Annotated in this window: 20 protein-coding genes and 1 tRNA gene; 3 read left to right on the top strand and 18 right to left on the bottom strand. The window is 67.6% G+C overall.

The window, feature by feature from the left end; genetic code table 11:
* Window positions 1-69: 69 nt before the first annotated feature.
* The 12 genes from EAS64_RS20230 to EAS64_RS43675 form a co-directional block, all read right to left on the bottom strand.
* Complete coding sequence (locus EAS64_RS20230; protein ID WP_145854999.1) at window positions 70-1,098, bottom strand: rod shape-determining protein; 1,029 nt, start codon at window positions 1,096-1,098, stop codon at window positions 70-72.
* Window positions 1,099-1,469: 371 nt separating this feature from the next.
* The gene (ndk, locus tag EAS64_RS20225) at window positions 1,470-1,880 is read right to left on the bottom strand and encodes a nucleoside-diphosphate kinase (RefSeq protein WP_145854997.1); all 411 of its coding nucleotides are present in this window, start codon (window positions 1,878-1,880) and stop codon (window positions 1,470-1,472) included.
* A gap of 54 nt (window positions 1,881-1,934) precedes the next feature.
* Window positions 1,935-2,258 carry a DUF4233 domain-containing protein gene (locus tag EAS64_RS20220; RefSeq protein WP_246115782.1) on the bottom strand — a complete coding sequence of 108 codons (324 nt, stop codon included), beginning with the start codon at window positions 2,256-2,258 and terminating at the stop codon, window positions 1,935-1,937.
* Window positions 2,255-3,751 (bottom strand): bifunctional folylpolyglutamate synthase/dihydrofolate synthase, encoded by a 1,497-nt coding sequence (locus EAS64_RS20215; protein WP_145854995.1) that lies wholly within the window; start codon window positions 3,749-3,751, stop codon window positions 2,255-2,257. The genes EAS64_RS20220 and EAS64_RS20215 overlap by 4 nt, the downstream gene beginning before the upstream one ends.
* A 21-nt stretch (window positions 3,752-3,772) precedes the next feature.
* Complete coding sequence (locus EAS64_RS20210) at window positions 3,773-6,445, bottom strand: valine--tRNA ligase (protein ID WP_145856565.1); 2,673 nt, start codon at window positions 6,443-6,445, stop codon at window positions 3,773-3,775.
* Window positions 6,446-6,529: 84 nt separating this feature from the next.
* The gene (locus EAS64_RS20205; RefSeq protein ID WP_145854993.1) at window positions 6,530-8,410 is read right to left on the bottom strand and encodes a hypothetical protein; all 1,881 of its coding nucleotides are present in this window, start codon (window positions 8,408-8,410) and stop codon (window positions 6,530-6,532) included.
* Between the two features lie 110 nt (window positions 8,411-8,520).
* Complete coding sequence (gene clpX, locus EAS64_RS20200; RefSeq protein ID WP_145854991.1) at window positions 8,521-9,792, bottom strand: ATP-dependent Clp protease ATP-binding subunit ClpX; 1,272 nt, start codon at window positions 9,790-9,792, stop codon at window positions 8,521-8,523.
* 177 nt (window positions 9,793-9,969) lie between these two features.
* On the bottom strand, window positions 9,970-10,611 hold the full coding sequence (locus EAS64_RS20195; RefSeq protein ID WP_145854989.1) for an ATP-dependent Clp protease proteolytic subunit: 642 nt from the start codon (window positions 10,609-10,611) through the stop codon (window positions 9,970-9,972).
* A 59-nt stretch (window positions 10,612-10,670) separates the two neighbouring features.
* Window positions 10,671-11,285: a ClpP family protease gene (locus EAS64_RS20190; protein WP_439333611.1), complete on the bottom strand. Its 615-nt coding sequence runs from the start codon at window positions 11,283-11,285 to the stop codon at window positions 10,671-10,673.
* A gap of 219 nt (window positions 11,286-11,504) precedes the next feature.
* A complete protein-coding gene (gene tig / locus EAS64_RS20185; RefSeq protein ID WP_145854985.1) occupies window positions 11,505-12,968 on the bottom strand; it encodes a trigger factor in 1,464 nt (487 codons plus the stop codon).
* 184 nt (window positions 12,969-13,152) lie between these two features.
* Window positions 13,153-13,536 (bottom strand): phage holin family protein, encoded by a 384-nt coding sequence (locus EAS64_RS20180; protein ID WP_342782059.1) that lies wholly within the window; start codon window positions 13,534-13,536, stop codon window positions 13,153-13,155.
* Between the two features lie 76 nt (window positions 13,537-13,612).
* Window positions 13,613-13,774 carry a hypothetical protein gene (locus EAS64_RS43675; RefSeq protein WP_187366054.1) on the bottom strand — a complete coding sequence of 54 codons (162 nt, stop codon included), beginning with the start codon at window positions 13,772-13,774 and terminating at the stop codon, window positions 13,613-13,615.
* A 47-nt stretch (window positions 13,775-13,821) separates the two neighbouring features.
* Between EAS64_RS43675 and EAS64_RS20175 the strand changes: the two genes are divergently transcribed.
* Both EAS64_RS20175 and EAS64_RS20170 read left to right on the top strand, forming a co-directional pair.
* Window positions 13,822-15,996 (top strand): FUSC family protein, encoded by a 2,175-nt coding sequence (locus tag EAS64_RS20175; RefSeq protein ID WP_145854983.1) that lies wholly within the window; start codon window positions 13,822-13,824, stop codon window positions 15,994-15,996.
* Between the two features lie 960 nt (window positions 15,997-16,956).
* The gene (locus EAS64_RS20170; RefSeq protein ID WP_145854981.1) at window positions 16,957-17,574 is read left to right on the top strand and encodes an HdeD family acid-resistance protein; all 618 of its coding nucleotides are present in this window, start codon (window positions 16,957-16,959) and stop codon (window positions 17,572-17,574) included.
* 252 nt (window positions 17,575-17,826) lie between these two features.
* Here EAS64_RS20170 and EAS64_RS20165 read toward each other — a convergent pair.
* The 5 genes from EAS64_RS20165 to EAS64_RS20150 form a co-directional block, all read right to left on the bottom strand.
* Window positions 17,827-17,901: transfer RNA gene (locus EAS64_RS20165), tRNA-Pro, on the bottom strand.
* The gene (locus tag EAS64_RS47515) at window positions 17,892-18,353 is read right to left on the bottom strand and encodes a tyrosine-type recombinase/integrase (protein ID WP_145854979.1); all 462 of its coding nucleotides are present in this window, start codon (window positions 18,351-18,353) and stop codon (window positions 17,892-17,894) included. The genes EAS64_RS20165 and EAS64_RS47515 overlap by 10 nt, the downstream gene beginning before the upstream one ends.
* A complete protein-coding gene (locus tag EAS64_RS46785; RefSeq protein ID WP_281283290.1) occupies window positions 18,354-18,482 on the bottom strand; it encodes a hypothetical protein in 129 nt (42 codons plus the stop codon).
* Between the two features lie 929 nt (window positions 18,483-19,411).
* Window positions 19,412-20,212: a hypothetical protein gene (locus EAS64_RS20155; RefSeq protein WP_145854977.1), complete on the bottom strand. Its 801-nt coding sequence runs from the start codon at window positions 20,210-20,212 to the stop codon at window positions 19,412-19,414.
* A gap of 184 nt (window positions 20,213-20,396) precedes the next feature.
* Window positions 20,397-21,809, bottom strand: coding sequence for an ABC transporter substrate-binding protein (locus EAS64_RS20150; RefSeq protein WP_187366051.1), 1,413 nt, complete (start codon window positions 21,807-21,809; stop codon window positions 20,397-20,399).
* A gap of 41 nt (window positions 21,810-21,850) precedes the next feature.
* On the opposite strand from EAS64_RS20150, the gene EAS64_RS20145 reads away from it, so the two are divergent.
* Window positions 21,851-22,810, top strand: a complete 960-nt coding sequence (locus tag EAS64_RS20145) for an IclR family transcriptional regulator (RefSeq protein ID WP_145854973.1) — start codon at window positions 21,851-21,853, stop codon at window positions 22,808-22,810.
* On the opposite strand, the gene EAS64_RS20140 is transcribed toward EAS64_RS20145, so the two are convergent.
* Window positions 22,796-23,299 (bottom strand): phosphate-starvation-inducible PsiE family protein, encoded by a 504-nt coding sequence (locus tag EAS64_RS20140; protein WP_187366049.1) that lies wholly within the window; start codon window positions 23,297-23,299, stop codon window positions 22,796-22,798. The genes EAS64_RS20145 and EAS64_RS20140 overlap by 15 nt on opposite strands.
* Window positions 23,300-23,502: the final 203 nt, after the last annotated feature.

Below are 23,502 nucleotides of genomic sequence, written 5' to 3'. Positions count from 1 at the left end.
CGCTCCGGCGAACATGTGCCAGGCTATCTCGCTACCATCCGCGCGGGCTCGTAACTTTCGCGTGGCTTACTACCTTCTGTCGGGAACGAGAACCTGGCGCAGTGTGTCGAAGTCTTCCACGCATTTGCCGGTGCCGAGCACCACCGAGTCGAGCGGGCTGTCCGCGATGTGCACCGGCATCCCGGTCTCCTCGCGAATCCGCTGGTCGAGACCGCGCAGCAGCGCGCCGCCGCCGGTGAGGGCGATGCCGCGGTCCATCACGTCGCCCGCCAGCTCGGGCGGGCACTTGTCCAGGGTGGACTTGACCGCGTCGATGATCAGGCACAGCGGCTCGTCCATCGCCTTGCGCACGTCGCCGGCGCTGATCAGCACCGTCTTGGGCAGCCCGGAGACCAGGTCCCGGCCGCGGATCTCCGCGTGCGCCTCTTCCTTGGTGGGGTACGCCGAGCCGAGCGCCAGCTTGATCTCCTCGGCGGTCCGCTCGCCGAGCATCATGCTGTGCTCCTTCTTGCCGAAGGTGATGATCGCCTGGTCCATCTCGTCGCCGCCGATGCGGATGCTCTGGCTGGTGACGATGCCGCCGAGAGAGATCACCGCCACCTCGGTGGTGCCGCCGCCGATGTCCACCACCATGTTCCCCGTCGGCTCGTTGACCGGCAGGCCCGCGCCGATCGCGGCCGCCATCGGCTCCTCGATGATGTAGACCTTGCGCGCGCCCGCCTGGTGGCCGGCCTCCTTGACCGCGGACTGCTCGACGCCGGTGATGCCGCTCGGCACCGCGACGACGATGCGCGGCTTGGCCATCCGGGTCCTGCGGTGCACCTTCTGGATGAAGTAGCGCAGCATGCGCTCGGTGACGTCGAAGTCGGCGATGACGCCGTCTTTCAGCGGGCGGACCGCGACGATGTTGCCAGGCGTGCGGCCGATCATCCGTTTAGCCTCGACCCCGACGGCCACGACCTGGCCGCTATTGGTGTTGAGCGCCACCACGCTCGGCTCGTTGAGCACGATGCCCCGCCCGCGCACGTACACCAGGGTGTTCGCGGTTCCGAGGTCTACCGCCAGGTCGCGGCCGAGGAACGTCAACACATTGCTCATCGGGTGCGAGAACCCTTTCCGATCATCGGGCGCAGGTGAACCGGTGCCGAGCCTATCCGATAGGCATCTGATTACCCGAGGCCGGTCACGCGCCTAAACATCAGGACAATACTCCGTAAAGTTTGCACCCTTTTCGCCCGAATTATCCTGATTGCCGGGGTCTCCGGGCGAGGCCGGGATGGAAGTTTGATTTTCGGTAACTCTTGGCTAATTTATTCCAATGATGAACTATTTGTATTAATTCGGACACGCTAGACAACGGCGCTGCCGACCGAGCGGTTGAAGCAAGCCTTTTGCGGCGAGTCGGCCGCGAACACAACCGTGTTCGCGGCCGCCCTACTACCGTAGATATCTATCTAACGAGCGCCCGGTTAAACGAGTTCGGGGAAGAAGATCTTGATTTCCCGTTCCGCCGACTCGGGTGAGTCGCTGCCGTGCACAATGTTCTGCGCGACCTGGAGGGCGTAGTCGCCGCGGATGGTGCCCGGCGTGGCCTTCACCGGGTCGGTCGCACCGGCCAGCGCCCTGAACGCCTCGATGGCGCGGTCGCCCTCGGCGACAAGCGCGACCAGCGGTCCGGAGGTGATGAAATCGACAAGCTCTCCGAAAAACGGCTTTTCCGCGTGCTCGGCGTAGTGTGCGTGCGCGGTGTCGACCTCGATGGTACGCAGTTCAAGCGCGATTACCTTCAGGCCCTTGCGCTCAATTCGGGAAATTACATCACCGATGATGTTGCGCTTCACACCGTCCGGCTTGACCAGAATAAGGGTGCGCTGTGCCACTAATGCTCCTTGCGATTGTTTTACGGCTTTTGATTCACTGGATCACGCATGAGCTTACCGGGCCGGTGCGGCGTGCTCCCACTTCCGCCCCAGCCAGATGCCGGTGAACCAGAGCGCGGCGAAGATGACGCCGAGTATGTACATCGCGGGCAGCACCACGCCGGCCGCGATCACCAGCGCCTGGAACACCGAGCCCGCGTACAGGCCGGCCCTGCCGCGGCCGACGACGCCGCACAGCAGCAGCGCGACCACCGCGATGGCACCGCAGACCGCGCCCGCGGTGGCGCCGCTCGCGTGCCCGAGCTGCTTCGCGGGGACGATCGCCAGCAGGACGACCACTGCCTCCATGGTCAGGACGGTCACCAAGAGGCGCTTCACTTCAGATCTCCTTGATTCGATACCTGATTCGCCGCGTGCCTGGCGTAGCCCGCGTTGACACTCGTGCCCACGGCGCTTGCCGGTGCGAGCATCAGCTGGGCATCGCCCGCGGTGACGACGGAGCCGGTGACGAGCACGGCGGACGACCCCGGCAGGCCCGCGGCGGCCGCGTCGGCGTCGCCGGCGTCCGCCAGCGACACCGCGAGGTCGATCGCCTCGTCGAGCCGCTCCGCCACGTGCACCCGGTCCTCGCCGAAGTAGTCCCTGGCCAGCTCGGCGAGCTGGTCGACGGGCATCGCGCGCGGAGAGGAGTTCATGGTCACCACGATGTCCGACAGCACCGGCTCGAGCTCTTCGAGTATGCCCTCGACGTCCTTGTCGCCGAGGACCGCGACAACGCCGATCACCCGCTCGAAGTTGAAGCTCTCGGTCAGCGCCTCGAGCGTCGCCGCCATGCCCGCCGGATTGTGCCCGGCGTCCGCGATCACCGTCGGGGACCTTCTGAGGATGTCGAGGCGTCCCGGTGAGCTCGCGGCGGCGAACCCGGCCCGGACCAGGACGGGATCGAGGCCCTCATCCGACAGCCTGACACCGAGGGTGTACGTGCCGTCCTCGTCCTGTTCCGCGGTATCCGTCTGCCCGACGCCGGCGAACGCCTCGACGGCGGCGAGCGCGCACGCCGCGTTGGACGCCTGGTGCCCGCCGAACAGCGGCAGGAAGATGTCGCCGTAGATGCCGCGCAGGCCCTGCAGCACGAGCTGCTGGCCGCCGATGGCGACCTCACGGGACAGCACCCCGAACTCGAATCCCTCGCGGGCCACGCTCGCGCCGACGAGCGCGGCGCGCTGCAGCAGGATCTCCGCGGCGTCGGTGAATGGCTGCTGCGCGATAACGGCGGTGGCGCCCGGCTTGATGATGCCCGACTTCTCGGTGGCGATCGCCTCGATGGTGCCGCCGAGCCACTGCATGTGGTCCATCGCGATCGGCGTGATCACCGCGACCGCGCCGTCGGCCACGTTGGTCGCGTCCCAGCGCCCGCCCATGCCGACCTCGATGACCGCGACGTCCACCGGGGCGTCCGCGAAGGCGGCGAACATCATGCCGGTGAGGATCTCGAAGAAGGACAGCGGCGCGGGCTGCCGCTGGTCGACCAGGTCGACGTAGGGACGGATCTCCTCGTACAGCTCGACGAAGCGCTCTGCGGACAGCGGCACGCCGTCCACGCAGATCCGCTCCCGCATCGAGACCAGGTGCGGCGAGGTGAACCGCCCGGTGCGCAGTCCGCGCTCGCGCAGCAGCGACTCGGTCATCCGCGTCGTCGACGTCTTGCCGTTGGTCCCGGTGACGTGCACGACGGGGAACGCGCGGTGCGGGTCGCCGAGCAGGCTGACCAGCTCCGCGACCCGGTCCAGCGTCGGGTCGATCTGGTGTTCCGCCCGGCGCGACCCGATCTCGAGCTCTACCTCGCGCAGCCGCGTCTCGATGTCGTCCACGTCGTTCAGCCTACTGTGGTGTCAGGTGAGGCCAGCCAGGCGGGATTCCAGGCGGGCGATGTCCGCGTTGGCCGCCTCGAGGCGGGCACGGGACTTCTCGATGACGTCGGCGGGCGCCTTGGCGGTGAACGCCTCGTTGCCCAGCTTGGCGGTCATCGACTGAGCCTCCTTGCGAGCCGCCGCGAGGTCACGCTCGAGCCGCTTGCGCTCGGCCGCGACGTCGACGGTGCCCGCCAGGTTCAGCTCCACGGTGATGCCCTCGGCGAGCAGCGACGCGCTGGCGGTGAACGCCTCCTCCGGTGCCGTCAGGCGCAGCAGGGCGCGGACGGAGTCCTCATGCGCGGCCAGCGTGGTGGCCGCGATGCCGGCCAGCCGGGCGGGGACCCGCTGACCCGGGCGCAGCCCCTGGCCCGAGCGGAACTGCCTGACCTCAGTGACCAGCCGCATCAGCGAGCCGATCTCGGCCTCTGCCCGCTCGTCGTGGTACGCGTAGGCGGGCCAGGCGGCCACCATCACCGAGTCCTCGCCAGTCAGCGCGGTCCACAGCTCGTCGGTGACGAACGGCATCACCGGGTGCAGCAGCCGCAGCATCTGGTCGAGCACGAAGCCGAGCACCTTGCGCGTGGCGGCCTTGGCCGACTCATCGTCGCCGCCGAGCGGCACCTTGGCGAGCTCCAGGTACCAGTCGCAGAACTCGTCCCAGGCGAAGTGGTACAGCGCCTCGCACGCCTTGCCGAACTCGAACTGCTCGAGCAGGCTGTCCACCTCGGCGGTCACGGCTGCCAGGCGGGAAAGGATCCAGCGGTCGGCGACAGAGTAATCACGCAACCGTTCCGCTGAACCGGACGCGGCACCGAGCTCGGCCCGCACCTCGGCGCTGACCTCGGCCCCGTTCATCAGCGCGAACCTGGTCGCGTTCCACAGCTTGTTGCAGAAGTTTCGCGACCCCGCCGCCCAGTCCTCGCTGATCGCCTCGTCGCTGCCCGGTGTGGCGCCCCTGGCGAGCGTGAAGCGGGTCGCGTCGGTGCCGAAGCGGTCCATCCAGTCGAGCGGGTCGACCACGTTCCCCTTGGACTTAGACATCTTCTTGCCGAACTGGTCGCGGACCAGGCCGTGCAGCACGATGGTCTGGAACGGCACCGCCTCCGCGGGCGTCTTGCCCCGGTTGGCGTACAGGCCGAACATCATCATCCGCGCGACCCAGAAGAACAGGATGTCGTAGGCGGTGATCAGCACGCTCGTCGGGTAGAACGCGCGCAGGTCCGGGGTATCGTCCGGCCAGCCGAGCGTGGAGAACGGCCACAGCGCGGAGGAGAACCAGGTGTCGAGGACGTCGGCGTCCTGCGTCCAGCCGGCCGGCGGCTCCTCGTCGGGGCCGACGCAGCGCACCTCGCCTTCTGGCGAGTACCAGACGGGGATCCGGTGCCCCCACCACAGCTGGCGGGAGATGCACCAGTCGTGCATGTCGTCCACCCAGCCGAAGTAGCGCGGGTTCATCTCCGGTGGCGAGATCTTTACCCGGCCGTCGCGGACCGCGTCGCCCGCCGCCTTGGCGAGCGGGCCGACGCTGACGAACCACTGCAGGCTCAGCCGCGGCTCGACCGTGGTGGCGCAGCGGGAGCAGTGCCCGACGGCGTGCACGTAGGGCCTGGTCTCCCTGACGATCCTGCCGTCTTCGCGCAGCGCGGCCACGATCGCGGGCCTTGCCTCGAACCGGTCGAGCCCCTGGAACGGGCCGTGCGCGGTGATCACGCCGTGCTCGTCCATGATCGCGAGCACCGGCAGGTCGTGGCGGCGGCCGATCTCGAAGTCGTTCGGGTCGTGCGCCGGCGTCACCTTGACCGCGCCGGTGCCGAAGGCGGGATCGACGTGCGCGTCGGCCACGATCGGAATGACCCGGCCGGTCAGCGGCAGCTCGACGGTGGTGCCGACCAGGTGCTGGTACCGCTCGTCGTCCGGGTGCACGGCCACCGCGGTGTCGCCGAGCATGGTCTCGGCCCTCGTGGTGGCGACGACGATGCTGTTATCGCCGTCGCCGTAGCGGATGGAGATGAGCTCGCCGTCGTCGTCTGAGTGGTCGACCTCAATGTCGGACAGCGCGGTGAGGCAGCGCGGGCACCAGTTGATGATCCGCTCGGCGCGGTAGATCAGCCCGTCGTCGTACAGCCGCTTGAAGATCGTCTGGACGGCCCTGGACAGTCCCTCGTCCATGGTGAACCGCTCACGTGACCAGTCCACGCTGTCGCCGAGCCTGCGCATCTGGGACAGGATGCGGCCGCCGTACTCGGCCTTCCACTGCCAGACCCGGTCGACGAACGCCTCGCGGCCCAGGTCATGCCTGGACAGGTTCTCCTTGGCCAGCTCGCGCTCCACCACGTTCTGGGTGGCGATGCCCGCGTGGTCCATGCCCGGCAGCCACAGTGTGCGGTAGCCCTGCATGCGGCGGCGCCGGATCAGGACGTCGCTCAGCGTGTGGTTGAGCGCGTGGCCGATGTGCAGGATGCCCGTGACGTTCGGCGGCGGGAGAACGATCGTGTAACTGGGCGGGTTCTCGCCCGCCGCTTCGCCGAGTACTTCCGGCGTGAAGTAGCCGGCCTTCTCCCAGTGCTCGTAGCGGCGGCCTTCCACCTCGGCCGGCGCGTACTGCGAGGCAAGAGCCTCTCCATCGGGCCCTGCTTGCCGCCCATTGGGCACTGCCGGCTGCCCATCGTGCTCGCGTGCTGTCACAGCAAGTCAGTCTACGAATTCTGCGGCCCCGCCGCGCACCGTCGGGGAGTGTCAGGACTTCTTCTTGGCTTCCACGCCGCCGCGGAGCTTGAGCGCGTCGGCAGCGCCCTTCGACTGGCTGGCGGTCAGCGCCTCCGGGCCGGTGGAGCTGAAGAACTCGGTGATGCCCAGGGTGCTCCCGGTGGCCCACACGCAGACCGCGCCGCTCGGCGTCGAGGCAGTGGCCTGGGTGTTGCCGCAGCCGAAGGAGCCGCCGTTCGGCCCGGTCGGGTAGGTGGCCGCGTCCGAGCCGAGCGAGGCGAGGATGGTCGCGACCTTGGACGGGGTGAACGTGCCCTGATAGCCGACGAAGGTGAGGACCTGGCCGTTGGTCGGCAGCTTGTAGGCCGCGGAGACCGGGCTGCCCTTCGTCGTGCCGGCGCCGCCGCTGCTCACCGCGTTGGCGATGGACTTGGCGGTCACGGTGGCGGTCTCAAGGAAGTGCGGGTCGGTGCCCTGCGGGTAGCCGCCCGCGGTGGCCGGGGTGGACAGCACGAAGGCGCCTGCCGCCCCCGTTCCGCCGCCCTTGGTCTTCGACGTGGCCTTGCTTGTCGCGGCTGGCGACTTCTTGGGCTTGGCGGCGTGCGTCGTCTGCGTGCCGGTCGAGGCGCTCGCCGCCGGCTTGTTCGAGCCGCCGTGGTGCAGCAGCAGATACCCGCCGACCACGACCACAGCGATCACGATCACCGCGAGGCCGATCGTGACGGTGGCACCGCTGAGGCCGCCGCCCTGCTGATGGCGGGCGCCGCCCGGCACCGGGCGCGGGCCGGTGTCATTGCCGTTGCTCCCGCCGCTCCCGCTGCGCGAGGGCCCGGGGCGGCCGTCGGCCACGCCCAAGCCGTCGGTCTGCCGGTACCGCGGGCTGCTCGGCTGGCCGATGCGCGACGGGTCAAGCTCGGCGTAGGGGTTCGGTGCGGCCCTGCGCTGGCCGAACTCGGGATGGCCGAACTCGGGCTGACCGAACTCGGGCTGACCGAGGTCGGGCTGACCGCCGGGACGGACGGGGCCTGATGGACCGGACGGGCCGGGGCGGGACGGGCCGGAAGCGGGCTGATCTGGCCTGCTCTCGAAGCGGCCGACGTCGGGCCGACCTGAATCCGGCCGGCCAGTTTCGCGGCCCGCCTGCGGTGCGAAGAAGTCCTGCAGGGCCGGGTCCATCCTGGGGCCGGAGTCGCGGCCGGGCAAGCCGGGCTCCTGCTGGCCGGGGAAGTCCTGCCGCCCGGGGAAGTCGTCCTGGCCACGGAAACCGGAGCGACCCGGCTCCCGCCGCGGTGGCTCCTGCCGGTCGGGGAGGCCGAATTCCTGCTCGGGGCGCTCCTCCCACGGCGGGACGGACCGTCCGGCGGTGCGGCCCCAGCCGCCGTCTCCGCCGGACTCGGGCACCGCAGAGCCCCAGTCAGGGGTCCTGCCTGGCGCGGACGCCGCGCCGCGGTCCTGGCCGAACCCGCTGTCCTGGCCGAAGCCCGCGTCCTTGCCGAAGCTGTTGTCCAGGCCGAAGCCCGGGTCCTGGCCGAAGCTCGCGTCCTTGCCGAAGCTGCTGTCCTGGCCGAAGCCCGGGTCCTGACCGAAGCTGCTGTCCTGACCGTAGTCCTGGCCAAGCCCGGGGTCACGGTCGCGGTCCTGACCGAATCCGTTGTCCGCGCCGAAATTGCTGTCGGAACCGTAGGAAGCGGTCGCGGCGGAATGCCTGCCGCGTGACTCGCGCCGCGGCAGGTCGCGCATGCTCTGGCCGGGCGTGCGCCGGGGGTAGCCGCTTGGCCCGGCATCCTGCGCGTCGAAATCCTGGCCGGGATCTCTGCCACCTGTCCCCGGGACCGGGAAAGACTGGGTGTTTTCTTCGGGGCCGTCATTCGGACCCCAGGTGGGCGTGGAGGACATATCCCAGCCGCTCATCGTTGCTCATTCCCGCCGTCGTCCCGGAACCAACCCCCTGAGGTTATCCGGGCACGACTGGCGGATACGGCAATACTGGCAAAGTCGGCACTAGTAGTGGCCTTGCGTGATCAGGCGGACTTTTCCCTCGGCGTGCGGCGGGAGACGTCGCGCGGGACGAGGGTCGGGTTGACGTTCTCGAGCACCACCTCGCGCGTGATGACCACGCGCTCGACGTCCTTGCGGCTCGGCACCTCGTACATCACGCTGAGGAGGACCTCTTCCAAGATCGCCCGCAGGCCCCGCGCGCCGGTGCCGCGCAGGTTCGCCTGGTCCGCCACGGCCTCCAGGGCCTCGGGCGTGAACTCGAGGTCAACGCCGTCCAGCTCGAAGAGCCGCATGTACTGCTTGACCAGGGCGTTGCGCGGCTCGGTGAGGATCTGGATGAGCGCCTCGCGGTCCAGGTTGTGCACGCTGGTGATGACCGGCAGCCGGCCGACGAACTCGGGGATCATGCCGAACTTCAGCAGGTCCTCCGGCATTACCTCGGCGAAGGCGTCCTCGGTGATGTTCTTGGAGCGGACCCGCAGCACCGAGTTGAAGCCGATGCCGTTGGAGCCCGAGCGCTGCTCGATGATCTTCTCCAGGCCCGCGAAGGCGCCGCCGCAGATGAACAGCACGTTTGTGGTGTCGATCTGGATGAACTCCTGATGCGGGTGCTTGCGGCCGCCCTGCGGCGGGACGCTGGCGGTGGTGCCCTCGAGGATCTTCAGCAGCGCCTGCTGCACGCCCTCGCCTGACACGTCCCTGGTGATCGACGGGTTCTCCGATTTGCGGGCGATCTTGTCGATCTCGTCGATGTAGATGATCCCCGTCTCGGCCTTCTTGACGTCGTAGTCCGCGGCCTGGATCAGCTTGAGCAGGATGTTCTCGACATCCTCGCCGACGTACCCGGCCTCGGTGAGGGCGGTCGCGTCGGCGATCGCGAACGGCACGTTCAGCAGGCGGGCCAGGGTCTGGGCAAGCAGGGTCTTGCCTGACCCGGTCGGGCCGAGCAGCAGGATGTTGGACTTCGCCAACTCCACCGCGTCCTCGCCCGGGCGGTCACCGCTCTGGATGCGCTTGTAGTGGTTGTACACCGCGACGGAGAGAGCCTTCTTGGCCTTGTCCTGGCCGATGACATAGGCGTCGAGGAACTCGTAGATCTCCCGCGGCTTCGGCAGGCTGTCCCACTTGATGCCATCGGGCTCGGAGAGCTCTTCCTCGATGATCTCGTTGCAGAGATCGATGCACTCGTCGCAGATGTACACGCCTGGGCCGGCGATGAGCTTCTTCACCTGCTTCTGGCTCTTTCCGCAGAACGAGCACTTCAGCAGGTCGCCACCGTCACCGATGCGTGCCACCCAGTTTCTCCTTTACATGGGGCCGCCAGCGCCGGGCCGTAAAATCGGCCCGGCGTGGCGGGCATGTCCCGCCATGCCGTCAACCGCTTGCTATTTGACGGTACCGCCTTGTGGAGTCCGATGGACCAATCAAACCCCCTAGGCGGCCCAAGAGGGAAGAGGCTGGCCCTTCCCGCTTTAAGAGGCTACCGGCACGGCGGCGGTCTGCCCCCGCTTGAGAGCCGTCAGCACCTCGTCGATGAGGCCGTAATCCTTGGCCGCGGCCGCGCTCAGGAACTTGTCGCGCTCGATGTCGCGCTCGATCTCCTCTTCGGGCCTGCCCGTGTGCCTGGCCAGGATGGTCTCCATCGCCTTGCGCATCCGGTCGATCTCGTCGGCCTGGATCTCCATGTCGCTCGCCTGGCCGTAGCCGCCCTCGGTGGCCGGCTGGTGGATCAGGATTCGGGAGTTCGGCAGGGCGATCCGCTTGCCCTTCGTGCCCGCCGCGAGCAGCACCGCCGCCGCACTGGCCGCCTGGCCGATGCAGCAGGTGGTGATCTCCGGCTGGATGAACTGCATGGTGTCATAGATCGCCATCATCGAGGTCATCGACCCGCCGGGCGAGTTGATGTACATCGTGATCTCGCGGTCCGGGTCGATGGCCTCAAGCGTGAGCAGCTGGGCCATGACGTCGTTGGCGCTTGCGTCGTCGATCTGGACGCCCAGGAAGATGATGCGCTCCTCGAAGAGCTTGTTGTACGGGTTCATCTCCTTGACCCCGTACGACGTACGCTCAACGAAGGACGGCAGCACGTACCTGGACGATGGGTACTGGGTCACGTTCGGCTTCTCCCTCTCTGCGGAGTTGGGTCTGCGGAGTTGGCGCGGCCTGGCCGCCGTCAGGAGGCGACCGTGCCGGCTGCGGTTTCCTGGGCGCTGCTGACCACATGGTCCACGAAGCCGTACGCCTTGGCCTCCTGCGCGGTGTACCAGTGGTCGCGGTCGGCGTCCTTGAGGATCTTCTCCAGGGACTGGCCAGTGTGCCGCGCCGTCAGTTCGGACAGCGTCTTCTTCACGTAGCGCATCTGCTCGGCCTGGATCTTGATATCAGTGGCGGTGCCGCCGATACCGCCGGACGGCTGGTGCATCAGGATCGTGGAGTTCGGCATCGCGTAACGCTTGCCCGGGGTGCCGGCCGTAAGCAGGAACTGCCCCATGCTCGCGGCCATGCCCATCGCGTACGTGGCCACGTCGTTGGGCACGAACTGCATCACGTCGTAGATCGCCAGGCCCGCGTAGACCGAGCCGCCGGGGGAGTTGATGTAGACGTTGATGTCGCGCTGCGGGTCCTCGGCGGAGAGCAGCAGCATCTCGGCGGCGATCCGGTTCGCGATGTCATCGTCGACCTGCTGGCCGAGGAAGATAATGCGGTTCCGCAGCAGCCGCTGGAACAGCAGGTCTCCTGGGATAACCGGGGCGTCGGGAGTCGCCGTCCTGGCATCGAGCTGTGTCACGTGGTCACCTGCTCCGATCACTTCGGGTGTCGTTGCAATGGACATTAACGCCAGTGCGGAGTAACCATGCCCTGCGGAAGCCACTGTTCGCTTTCGGCGCACCCCGTTGCGGCTCCCTTGTTACACCGCGGCAAACAAACCGGACAATTGCCATAAAATACGCGCGCGGTCAGGGCCCGTTCAAACGGGCCCTGACCGCGCGCCATGGCTTTATCCGGGTTAGGCCTCCGCGTCGGCCTCGTCCGCGTCCGTGGCCTCGATGGTGGCCGCCACGTCGATCGACAGGTCGTCGACCGCGATGTCGCCCTCGCCGCCCGCCTGTGCGGCGGCCTCGGCCGCGAGCATCGCGTCGACGTCGGAGTTGAGCTCCTCCATCTGCGCCTTGACGTCGATCGCGTTGCCCGCCTCATCGCTCACCGCGACCCGCTCGGCGACGATGGTGGCGGCCTTGCCGCGCAGCACCTCGGTGACCGCGACGTTGACCTGGTTGCTCTGCACCAGCTGCTGGGCGAAGTAGTCCGGGCTGATGCCCATCCGCTGCGCCTGGTCGGCGACGAAGTAGGACAGCTCGGCCTGGTTGACCGTCAGGTTCTCGGTGCGGGCAAGCTCGTCGAGTACGAAGCTGACCTTGACGCTGCGCTTCGACTGGTCGTCGAGGTCGGTGTCGAACTCCTCCTCGGTCTTCTCGATCGAGGCGAGGTAGTCCTCCTTGGACATGCGCATCTGGGCGAGCTGGTTCTCGATGTTCTCGCGCGCGTGGTGCAGCTCGTGCTCGACGAACTTCTCCGGCAGCGGGATCTCGATGGCGTCCACCAACGCGTCCACGGCCTTGTCCCTGGCCTGCGACGTCTGCTGCAGCTTCTTGACCCGGGCGAGCTGCTTGGCGGTGTCGTCACGCAGCTCCTGCAGGGTGTCGAACTCGCTGGCGAGCTGGGCGAAGTCGTCGTCGAGCTCGGGGAGTTCCTTCACCTTGACGGCCGTCACGGTGACCGCGATGTCCGCCTCCTGGCCCTCCGCCTCGCCGCCGGCCAGCTCGCTCTTGAACGTCGCCGACTCGCCGGCCGACAGGCCGGTGAGGGCCTCGTCGAGGCCGTCGAGCATCGTGCCGCTGCCGATCTGGTAGGACTGGCTGCTCGCCTGGGCGTCCTCGACGGGCTCGCCGTCGATGCTCGCGGCCAGGTCGATGGTGATGAAGTCACCGTCCTCCGCCGGGCGCTGCGCGGTCTTCAGGCTCGCGAACCGCTCGCGGAGGTTGTTCAGGTACTCGTCGACGTCCTCGTCGGTGACCTCGGCGTTGTCCACGGTCACGCTGAGCGTGGTCAGGTCGGGGATCTCGAACTTGGGCCGGATCTCGACCTCGGCGGTGAACGTGAGCTCCTTGCCGTCGTCGAGCTGCGTGATCTCCACGTCCGGCTGGCCAAGGGCGAACACCTCGGCCTCCTGCACCGCCTTGCTGTAGAACTCGGGCAGCGCGTCGTTCACCGCCTCGGTCAGCACCGCGCCGCGGCCGATCCGCATGTCGATGACGCGCGGCGGAACCTTGCCCGGACGGAACCCGGGGATGCGCGCCTGCTGCGCCACCTCTTTGTAAGCCTTGTCGAGGCTAGGCTTGAGCTCCTCGAAGGAAACCTCGACGCTCAGCCGGACACGGGTCGGGCTCAGCTCTTCGACATCGGTCTTCACGGCGGCGTGACTCCATAGACGTGGACGAATTGACTGCGCGTACACACAGCGCAGCAAGAGTGTAGGGGTAAGTCTATGACCTTAGCAGCGCGGCATGGCCGCAGGCGCTGCGGTCTGGGCAGCTCCTGCGGCCATGCCGCGCTGCATGCGCGGGGTGCAGGGGGGTCGTCCCCCCGCGGGTAATTCAGTCCTTTTCGTCGCCCAGGATCAGGTGCAGGAGCCAGCTCACCACGCCGACGATGAGGGCGCCCTCAAGGGCGGCGACGAAGCCGGTGACGTGGAACGGCTCGTGCAGCTTGTTGTAGACGATGTAGCTGGTCAGCCAGAGCAGCAGGCCGTTCACCACGATGGCGACGAGGCCGAGGGTGAGCAGGTAGAACGCGCACCCGACGGTCTTGATGATCGGCTTGAGCACGGCGTTGATCACGCCGAAGATGACCGCGACGATCAACAGCGTGAGCACCTTCGCCGGGGTGTCGTGCCCGGTGAGCACGATGCCGGGGACAAGCCACGCGGCGACGCCCAGGGCGGCGGCGGCCACGAGGACCCGGAGCAGAATCTTCAACATGGCCCTCTTTCTACAGCACAGGGCCACCACTTCGGGTCTTTGCGGTGCAAAACGAGACATTCTGTAAGCCGGCCGGTTAGCCGGGGGTGGGGAGTTTCCAGTCGAGGCCGGCGATCTTCAGGACCTCGGCGGCGACCGTGCGGCCGACGCCTGGGCGGTTCCGTTCGGTCAAGGAGGTGCGTGCCGTGCAGGCCGTGCCGTGCAGGCCGCGGCGGGCGGTGCGGGCGGAGCACTCCACCGTTCGGAGTTATGGGTCTTAGGTTTTTGTCTCTAGCCTTTGATCTTGTGCGGAGCGTGAACGGGTCGCAGCAGGCCGGCGGCGCCCGGCTGACCGTGCCCGACTGGCTTAACGACGTGGTGCCCGCCTGGCTCGCCGAGGTGGTGCGGCCGAAGAAGGTGCCGATGCCGTGGGCGACGATGGGGCGCGCGGTGCTCGCGCTGTGGGTGCCGATGGCGATCGCGTTCGCGACCGGGCGGCGAGACCTGGCGATGCTGCCCGCCATGGGCGCGCTGTTGTCAATCATGATCGACAACGGGGGTCCCTTCTGGGGGCGGGTGGTGCGGATCAGCGTCGCCGGGGTGTTCGGCGGCGGTCTCGGCCTGGTCATCGGGACTGTCATCCACGGCACGGGCTGGCCCGCGGTGGCCAGCATCGTCGTGGTGGCGGGGGTGTCGGCCCTCCTGGCGCGCCTCGGCGGGATCGGTTCCGTGACCGGACTGCAGCTTTTCGTCTACAGCGCGCTCGGGCTCGGGCCGCTGGGACTGCTCCGGCCGGTGTGGCACACCGTGGTGCTGTTTCTCGCGGGTGTTGTGTGGTCGCTGGTGCTGATCACCCCGGGATACCTGATCTCGCCGCGGTCGCACGAGCGGAAGGCGGTGGCCGAGGTCTACCGCGCGCTCGCGGGCAGCCTGCGGGTGATCGGCACGCCGGGTACGGCCGCGGCCCGGGTCGCGCTCGCCACCGCGCTGAACGACGCCTACGACGCGATGCTGACCTGGCGGGCACACTCGAGCGGACGTTCCGGACGGGACATGCAGCTGATGGCCGTGCTCAACGCGAGCCACCCGTTCTCCGAGGCCGTCGCGGCGCTGCGGGCCACCGGAGAGCGGGTGCCGCCGCTCGTCACCGCGGAGATCGACAAGTTCGCCGAGGCCATCCTGCACGAGCGCGGGCCAGGCTCCGGCATGGTCGGGTTGGGCTCACGGCGAGCCCGGAGGGCGGGCGGCACGCCGCCGCTGCCGCTCATCCCGCCGCCCTGGTCGCCGTCGCCCGGCGCGCTCGCGCTCCGCGAGGCGATGGTCGTGCTGGTCCGGGTGCTGTCGGGAAACTGGACGCCATCCGCCGCGCCGCGCGCGAGCAGCGAACGCCCCGGACCGCGGACGCGGCTGCGCAGGTGGTCCGAGCGGTTCGTCGAGCAGTTGATCGGCGGGCGGATCGCCTGGGAGTTCACCGTCCGGCTGATGCTCTGCACCGGGGTCGCGGCGGTGATCAGCGAGGTGCTGCCGCTCGCGCGGTCGTACTGGGTGGTACTGACCGTGGGGATCATCCTCAAGCCCGACTACGGTTCGGTGTTCGCGCGGGCGGTGCAGCGCGGCGCGGGGACCGTGGTCGGGGCTGTGCTCGGCGCGGTGATCCTCATCACCGTGCCGTACGGGCCGTGGCTGCTGCTGCCGTTCGGTGTGCTCGCCGCGCTGCTGCCGTACGGGAAGGCACGGAACTTCGGGCTTGCGGCCACGTTCCTCACGCCGTTTGTCGTGCTGCTCATCGACCTGCTCGCGGTGGCCGGATGGCGCCTGGCGCTCGACCGGCTGGTGGACACCGCGATCGCCTGCGCCGTGGTGCTGATCGTCGGGTACGCGCCGTGGCCGTCGGCCTGGCAGGCGCACCTGCCCACGCAGTTCGCCGAGGCGCTGCGCGCGGTGTGCGCGTACGCGGACCAGGTGCTGATCACCACGCCTGCCGAGCGGATCGCGAACACGGGCACGGCGCGGGCGCCGGGGCGAATGCCTGGCGAGGAGCCGCCGTGGCGGTCGCGGCTGCGGCGGCGTACCTACCGGGCGCTGTCGAACCTGCGGGCGGAATTCCAGCGGATGATGTCCGAGCCGACGCCGGTCAGCCGCCGTGCGTCCGCCTGGTGGCCGGCCGTGGTGGCGCTCGAGGAACTGATGGACGCGGTGACGGCGTGCATGGTGGCGATCGGGCGGGGCGAGCCGGTGCCGAACCCCGCCTCGGTGCACCAGCTGACCGGCGCGCTGCGCTCGGTGGCGGACGCGATCGAGACGGAGATGCCGCCGCGGGTGCCCGGCACGCTGCCGTCTGATCCCGAGCTTGACGCGGTGACATCAGGGGTTCGTTCGGTGCTGTCTGTGCTGATCAAGACTGCGGACGGGCCCGGCGGCGGCGGCCAGGGGCGGCCGGTGCCCGGCGGCGCGCCCGCACCCGCGCCCGCTCCAGCCTGAGAACTTGGCCGGCGTGCTCGCCTCTTGAGGGCACGCCGGACAGGGCGTCCGGCACGATACGCTCGCGGAGGTGAACGGGCTGTAGCGCAGCTTGGCTAGCGCGCGTGCTTTGGGTGCTCCGGGGCATTTTGTCAAATCTTCCATGAGTCGTTGCGCTGACGTATGCGTTCGACGTACGCGAGTGCGGAAACCTAACGGCGCGTTAGGCTCCTTGTTAGAAATGCCGGGATGCGCTGAGACGGTGGCGTCTGGTGCAGACTGGTGTCGGTCAGCGCGTTCGGCCTCCAGCCGCTATTCGTGCAACCGTCCGCCGGCCCTGCACTTGACGCGGTGCACCAGCAGCCGAAAGCGGCGGCGGGGTAGCCGCCGCCGCTCCCCGCGCCGGCCACCATTCCGGCTACGCCGCCGAGCTGTGCTGGTCGCCCGACGTGCGGAGACCGCCATCCGCTCGGGCACGAATGCAAGCCGTTCCGGATGCGATGCTCGGTGCCCTGCACGCACGGACCCCGCAGACCAGGCCAACAGCACCCTCCGAACGCGTCCAAGACCAGGCCGTCAGATGAATGGTGCCCGGTGACCGGCCGAACCGCTGCCCCGAACGCGGTTGACTCCTCCATCAGACCGGCAATGACGGCCCGTCTGGCCACGATCGGCACCAGAACCAGGGCGGTGGTCCCGACCAGGCCACTGAGCCTTACCAGGATCGCAAGGCGTGCCCAGCAGTTCGGCCTTCGGAGCCACCCTGGTATACCGGCTGGCCTCCCACTGGCTGCCGGTCCTTGCCGGGCCGCATACGTGATGTTCCGTCACCGCTACGGGGCAGAATGGCGGCGTTCGTCTGCACATCAAACCGGCAGCAGACGCGTCCGGTCTCGCACTGATGGGTATTGCCGACTGGGAGAGAAGAGGCGGGCGTGACTTCTGCCGACCGTTATCCACGGGGACCAGAGGGGGGACGAAATGAGCGTTAGAAGCAGCTCCAGGATGGAGTCCGGGCCGAAGCAGCTGGCCAGGAGCCTGACCGGACCATGGTGGGCGTACCTGCTCGCAGGGATCGCCTGGGTCATCGTCTCGGTCGTCATCCTGCGCTTCAATATCGCCTCGGTCGCGACGATCGGCCTGCTGCTTGGGGCACTGTTCCTGCTCTCCGCAGTGGAGGAGTTCGTGATCGCTACCGTCCGGCCCAACTGGGGCTGGGCGCACGTCCTGCTCGGCATTCTGTTTATCGGCGCCGCGATCTGGTCGTTCGTGACGCCCTACGGGGCGTTCTGGGCGCTCGCGTCTGTCGTGGGCTTCATGCTCGTCGTGGTCGGCACCATGCACATCATTACGGCGATCTACAGCAAGGGTTTGAACGACGCGTGGTGGTTCGGCGTCATCGGCGGACTCGCGGAAGTCTTCATCGGCTTCTGGGTCTCGGCACAGTCGTACCGCGCGCAGGCGGTGTTCCTGATCATCTGGGCTGGCCTGCTGGCGCTGTTCCGAGGGGTCTTCGACATCGTGCTGGCGTTCGAAATGCGCTCTGCAGAGTCGGGACTGGAGAGAGCGGATCCTGACCGGGCAACTGCGAACAGGTAAGCAACTGCAAACCGGTAAGTTGCCGTTGCCGGGCCGCGACGAGCTATCGGGTGCTGACCCGGCGCCGATAGCGGAATGGTTCGCGCACATGGCATCGGTCCCGGCAGACAGCGAGAGGGAAGTCGAGATGCACTTCACCTCGCCCCTGTTCCGGGAAGGACTGGGATACCGCGAAGACCAGGAGGCGGCCGGGTTCGCGATCCGCTGGGCCAAGGGAAGCACCCCAGGACACGTCCCATATGACAACGTTAGTCGGGCTGGCCGGATTCGAACCGGCGACCTCCGCGACCCAAACGCGGCGCGCTAGCCAAACTGCGCTACAGCCCGTGCCTTCGAGAGTCTAGCGTCCCCGGGATACCACATGCGGCATCCCCGGCAGCCGACTTCCCGAGTCTAGGCAACATCTGCGAGTGTCGCCGACATGACGTCTGCCGCCCTGGGTCTTCCTCGTGGAGGATCTTGACGTACCGCGTCGTGGCCTGAAGGTCGCCGTGGCCAAGCCTGTACTGCACCCGGGCGAGGTCGACACCTTGGTCGATCAGCCATGACGCGTGCGTGTGGCGCACCTGATATGGCGTGTAGCGGAACGGGAGCCCGGCGTCGTCCACGGCCTTGTTCCAGATCCGCCGCCAAACATCCGCCCCCAGGTACTCCGTCGGGTCATTTCGCCAGGCGGGCGTCCATTCCCGCGCCGACCGGCCGGTCCGGCGGCGCTTGCGCTCACGTGCGTAGTCTGCACTCCACTGCGAACACCCCGCACAACGGCACTTGGCGGTCACTTACCCGCCGAGGGTGCCGTGCTTGTACCGGCGGCCGTTCGGCAGTTCATCGGTGAAGCCGAGCGCGTCGATCTCCTCCTCGGTAAGCCGTGCTCGGCCGGCGGCCTCGGTCGATGCGAACAGCCGCACCGGGAAGATCGCTGTCCGGGACCGCTTTCATGAAGCGCGATGTGCTCCCGCACCAAGTCCGACACCGCGTGGTCAATCTTGAACCGGCGGTGCTCTCCGTTCTTGGTGTACTCCCGTGTGAGGAAACGGTCTCCGTGGGGTGATACAGCGCGGTCACCTCGACCGTTGACCTGCGCACGGCCAGCATGTTTGCGGCGAAGTCGAAGTCCTCGGGAACGAACGAGATCAACTCGCCCAGCCGCGCCCCAGACGAAACTCCGAGGCGGGCAAGTACCTTCGCCGGCCGGTTCGGCAGCGCACTGTAGACACGGAGGAACTGATCCTTCGTGGCCACGACGATCGGTTTCACAGGAACGCCCTTGAGCTTGATCCCCCGGACTGGGTTGTCTTTCCTGTACCCGTTGTCCCAGGCCATTTGCAGCATCGCCGACAAGGCCGTCCGCGTGTGCAGGATCGTGGTCTGGCTGGCGCCCTCCTCCTTCAGCACAACTGTGAGCAGGCGGTGAATCGTCTCCCGCGAGATCTCCGAGACCCGCTGCTTGCCGACGTAGGGGATGACGTGCAAGGTCAGCTGCCGGGCGTAGGCTTCCTTGCTGTTCGCCTCGAAGGCGTGGGCGCCGAGGAAGACCGCAATGGCGGGTTGCCCGGTTCGGGCCCAGATTCAATTATGGGTGCACGAGGTCGCGGGTTCGAGTCCCGCCAGCCCGACTGTGAACCGGCACGTCGGCACCACGCGCCGACGTGCCGTGTTGTCCCAAGGACCGTGATCGTGGGCCATCGGCGGAAATCGCCGGAGAAACACGGAATAATATCCCTGTTTGCCCCTTTTATCCGTGCCAGTTGAAGCCGTTTTCGGTGATCGTGGACCGGATGCGGCTACATCCGCCGCGGATGGTCCACGATCCCCAATGGCCCACGATAATTGATGACTAGGGTGTCGCCAGGCCGCCGATGGCCAGGCCGTCCTTCCAGATTGACTTGGCGTGCCCGGTGACGGGCGAGATGGCCAGGAAAAGGCCGCCGTCTGTCGCGCCGTACAATGCGCCGCTTCCTGTTACCAGGCCCCAGACGTTCTTGAAGCCGGTATTGCCGACGATCTTCGCGGCGCCGGTGTGCAGGTTGATCGTTGCCAGATAAGTGTTTGTCGAACCGGTCTTGAATACGAGGGCATAGAGATGACCGCCTGCGAAGGTCAGGTCTCCCGCCGAGCCAAGCAGCTTGTTACCGAAGGTGCCGATGATCTTGGCGTGGCCCGTTTTCTGATTGATCTTGAAGACGTCACCGAACTGGTCGGTGCCATAAAGGATGTTCGTCTTCGGCTGGGTGGTAAGGGCATTGGCGGAGGCGATGCCCCCGCCAAGCGATCCGACGTGGTGGCCGGCGCCCGTCTTGGTGTTGAGCCAGTACAGATCGGTGAAGCTGACCGCGTACAGCGTCTTGCCGCGGAACGCGATGTCGGTGAGTTCGACGCCGGTACGGCCCTTGCGGCTTGCCTTGTGCGACCCCGGACTGAGGCTGTAGAGGACGCTGTTGGCGGCGAACGTGACGGCGTAGACAGTCTTCGGCGGCGCCGGTTTCGCACTGCCCGCGATGACCGGATCAGGCCGGACGCCCGCGAGCGCCGGCCCGGCGGCAGCGATGCCGGCGGCTGCGCCGAGGACCCCGAACGCGAAAACTATTGATATGAGCCGATGCAGGCCGTTGCCTGTCTTGCCTGAGCTAAGCCTCATGATTCCCCTCCCCAAAGGAATTCCCGAGCTAAATGCCAGGCTCATTGTCAGGCGCGCTTTATTTCTCCGCAAGCCTGGGTTTGGCAGGATGACAGCACAAGAAGACCCCGGGCCGCTCGCATTGTCGACTTTGTCGAAAGGCGAGGGGGCCCGGGGTGTTTTCGTTAGCTAAACCGGTGCTGGATTAGCTGGTGAAGGTGGGCAGCAGGTCGCCGGTGATCTTCGCGTTCGGCTGCAGGGTGTTGTCCACCACGACGGCCTCGAGCGGGTACTTCTTGCCCTTCTGCCACTGGATGCCGACCGGCGGGGTGATGGCCACGCCGGGGGCGGGGTTGGTCTTGAGGTTGGTCGAGGTGTAGTCGACCGGGCCGGCGACCGCCTCGTCCAGCTTCACCTTGAACAGGGCCGCGGAGAGCGCCGCCTTGTCGTGCGGGTTGTCCACCGAGGTGAGGGCCGCGTAGGCGATCTCGAACAGGGTGAAGTTGGAGATGTTCTGGTTGGGCTGGCCGAGGCCAGCCGCGGTGTACGCAGCGGCGAGCTCCTGGCAGGTCTGGCCGGTCAGGGAGGAGTGCCACGGCAGACCGGGCACCCACCACGCGTCGGTGGCGATGTTGTAGACCTTACTGCCCATGGCGTAGGCGTCGGTCGGGAACAGCAGCACCTTGGCGACGGTGGCGAGCTTGGGCTTGAAGCCCTGCTGCAGCGCCTGGGTCCACATGGTGGCGAAGTCGGGGGGCAGCGGCACGTTGGTGAAGAAGTCGTCGCCGTGGCTCTTGAACTGGCTGATCATCGAGGTGTAGTTGGTCAGCCCGTCCGGGTAGGCGGTCGAGATGTCCAGGTTGTACCCGGTGCCCTTGAGCACCAGAGGGAAGACCGCGCGGAACGCGTTGCCGTCGGAGTCGTTCGGGTAGGCGGCGGCGACCTGGTGGTTGTTGCCGTACTTCTCGCCGATCCGGTCCCACATGGGCTTGAACGCCAGCGCCAGGTGCTCGGCGCCAAGGAAGTACATGATGGTGTGCTTGGGCTTGAGCGTCGGCTTCTGCGGGTTGCCGCCCAGGTTGATGTACCAGGCCTCCCACGGAATGTTGGAGCAGATCAGCGGGGTGCCGAGGGCCTCAGCCTGGGACGCGACCGCGTTGACCGTCTCCGGGGTCGATGAGGCGAGCAGCAGGTCCACGTTGTCCTGCTGGATGGCCTGCTTGGCCAGGCTGCCGGCCCGGGTCACGCTCGACTGGGTGTCGTAGGACTTGAAGACGACGTCGTAGGTCGTGCCGCCGATCTTGATCCCGTTCTTGTACTGGGAGGTCTCCTTGACCTGGGAGAGCACGAAGTTGTCCGGGTAGCCGAAGCCCGCGAGACCGCCGGTGAGCGGGTGAATCCAGCCGATCGTGATCGTCCCGCCCGACGCGGTCCTGCTGCTCGTCGCGCTTGAGGTCGCCGAGGAAGAGCTGGAGGCCGCTGGGGCGGAAGTGGTGGGAGACGCGGCGCCCTGGATGCCGGAGCTGCACGCCTCGAGTAGGGCACCGCCGCCCACCACGGCCGCGCCGACGCCGGCCGCACGGAACAAGCTGCGCCGGGAAACGCCATTTTCTGTCACTATCTGAACCTCTCGGTTAGGCATCCCGGCACCCGGGGGGAATGGGTGCCGGCCGGGATGAGATCGGATATTGGGATGCGTCTGTTGGCCGCTACCGCAGGCGAGCGGACTCGGGAGCGGTATTCGTACGGCAAGGTGCGCCGCTGGCCCGTGAGGAGCATGTTCCGAGTCTGGGATGCGCTGTCCAAATGTCAATACGGCGTTCTAATATTCGGAACATGCCGCATGACGATTCCGCTGCATCCTCTCAGTCCCTTGAACGCGGTTTGGCACTTCTCACCACATTCACCCCGGATCAGCCAGCGCTCGGGATAAGCGAGCTGGCGCAGCGGCTCGGGCTCACCCGCAGCACCACGCACCGCTATGTGGCGACGCTCGCCAGGCTCGGGTATCTCTCCCAGGACGAGACCACCCGCAAGTATCGGCTCGGCATCCGTGTGCTCGACCTGGGATTCACCGTGCTCGGCTCGCTCGAGTTGCGCGAGATCGCCGCGCCGCACCTGCAGCGGCTCACCCAGAACACCGGGCATACCTCGAACCTGGCCATCCGCGACGACACCGACGTGATCCTGGTCGACCGCTTCCGCGGCAAGCCCGGGCGGTATCACCACCTTGAGTTCAGCCTGCACATCGGCTCGCGGATACCGTCCTATTGCAGCGCGACGGGCAAGGTCCTGCTCGCCTTCCTGCCTCAGGCCGACCTGGACGACCTGCTCGACAGGATCGAGCTCATCGCGCGCGGCCCGCGCGCCCTGACCAAGCGGCCGGCGCTGCTCGCCGAACTCGCCCAGGTGCGCCGCACCGGGCTAGCCGTCAACGACGAGGAGATGGACAGCGGCCTGCGGGCGATCGCGGTGCCGATCAGGTCCAGGTCAGGCGCGGTGGTCGCCGCCATCAACCTCGCCTTCCCGTGGTCGCCCGCGCCGATGAGCGAGCTGACCGATCAGTTCAGCCCGATGCTGTTCACCACCGCGCGGGCAATCTCATCACTGGTCATCTGATCCCGCGTTGAACGCGGGTGCCGGGCCGGCCGCCGACACGCCGCTGTCCGTCTCGGCGGGGTCGAAGCGGGAGACCAGGATCAGCGCCAGGACGAAGACGCCGATCATCGCGATGAGCAGCGCGAGCTCGGTCGAGCTCACCGGCTCTTCGCTGCTCAGCACGAACAGGATCTTCCTGATCACGGCGACCAGGCCGACCGCGAGCAGCGGCTGCGCGACCAGGTGATGTGCGCGCAGTGAGAGCACCACGGTGTGCATGATCTCGACCAGGATCAGTACAAGCAGCACGCGGTTGAGCAGGTTGACCACCGCGGTCTCCACCGACCCGTGGCGGATGTCGCGGAAGAACTCCACGACGCCGAGTATCAGTACGACAGCGGCGAGGATGGCGAGCATCACCCCCACCATCACCGACACGACATCCTGGGCATGCTCAAGCGCCCAGATGACCCCGGCGATCCCGCGCGACTGCTCTTTCTCCTCGGACATGCCGCTCATTATGCGGTTTGGGGCGGTCCGCGGGTACCGTCACCCCGCGAACCAGGCGCCCGCTGCCTACATTCAAAGAATTCAGCCCGAACGGTTGCGTGCTCCGCCCCACTCCCCGCTGGCTCCGGCGGCACCGGGGGGTACGGGGGGACGGGGGGTCGTCCCCCCCGGGAGATAACGCTGCTTAGTGCGCCCGATACGAT

The organism is Trebonia kvetii, assembly GCF_007827045.1.
Lineage (GTDB): Bacteria > Actinomycetota > Actinomycetes > Streptosporangiales > Streptosporangiaceae > Trebonia > Trebonia kvetii.
The sequence above is the reverse complement of the archived record's forward strand: the minus strand, read 5'-3'. Positions and strand labels throughout refer to the sequence as shown.

Bases quoted from the DNA above. Each gene is read 5' to 3' on its own strand.
- EAS64_RS20180 (WP_342782059.1), bottom strand. From the start codon at position 13,536: ATGTTGAAGATTCTGCTCCGGGTCCTCGTGGCCGCCGCCGCCCTGGGC.
- EAS64_RS20205 (WP_145854993.1), bottom strand. From the start codon at position 8,410: ATGAGCGGCTGGGATATGTCCTCCACGCCCACCTGGGGTCCGAATGAC.
- EAS64_RS20230 (WP_145854999.1), bottom strand. From the start codon at position 1,098: ATGAGCAATGTGTTGACGTTCCTCGGCCGCGACCTGGCGGTAGACCTC.
- EAS64_RS20170 (WP_145854981.1), top strand. From the start codon at position 16,957: ATGAGCGTTAGAAGCAGCTCCAGGATGGAGTCCGGGCCGAAGCAGCTG.
- EAS64_RS20155 (WP_145854977.1), bottom strand. From the start codon at position 20,212: ATGAGGCTTAGCTCAGGCAAGACAGGCAACGGCCTGCATCGGCTCATA.
- EAS64_RS20140 (WP_187366049.1), bottom strand. From the start codon at position 23,299: ATGTCCGAGGAGAAAGAGCAGTCGCGCGGGATCGCCGGGGTCATCTGG.
- EAS64_RS20145 (WP_145854973.1), top strand. From the start codon at position 21,851: ATGGGTGCCGGCCGGGATGAGATCGGATATTGGGATGCGTCTGTTGGC.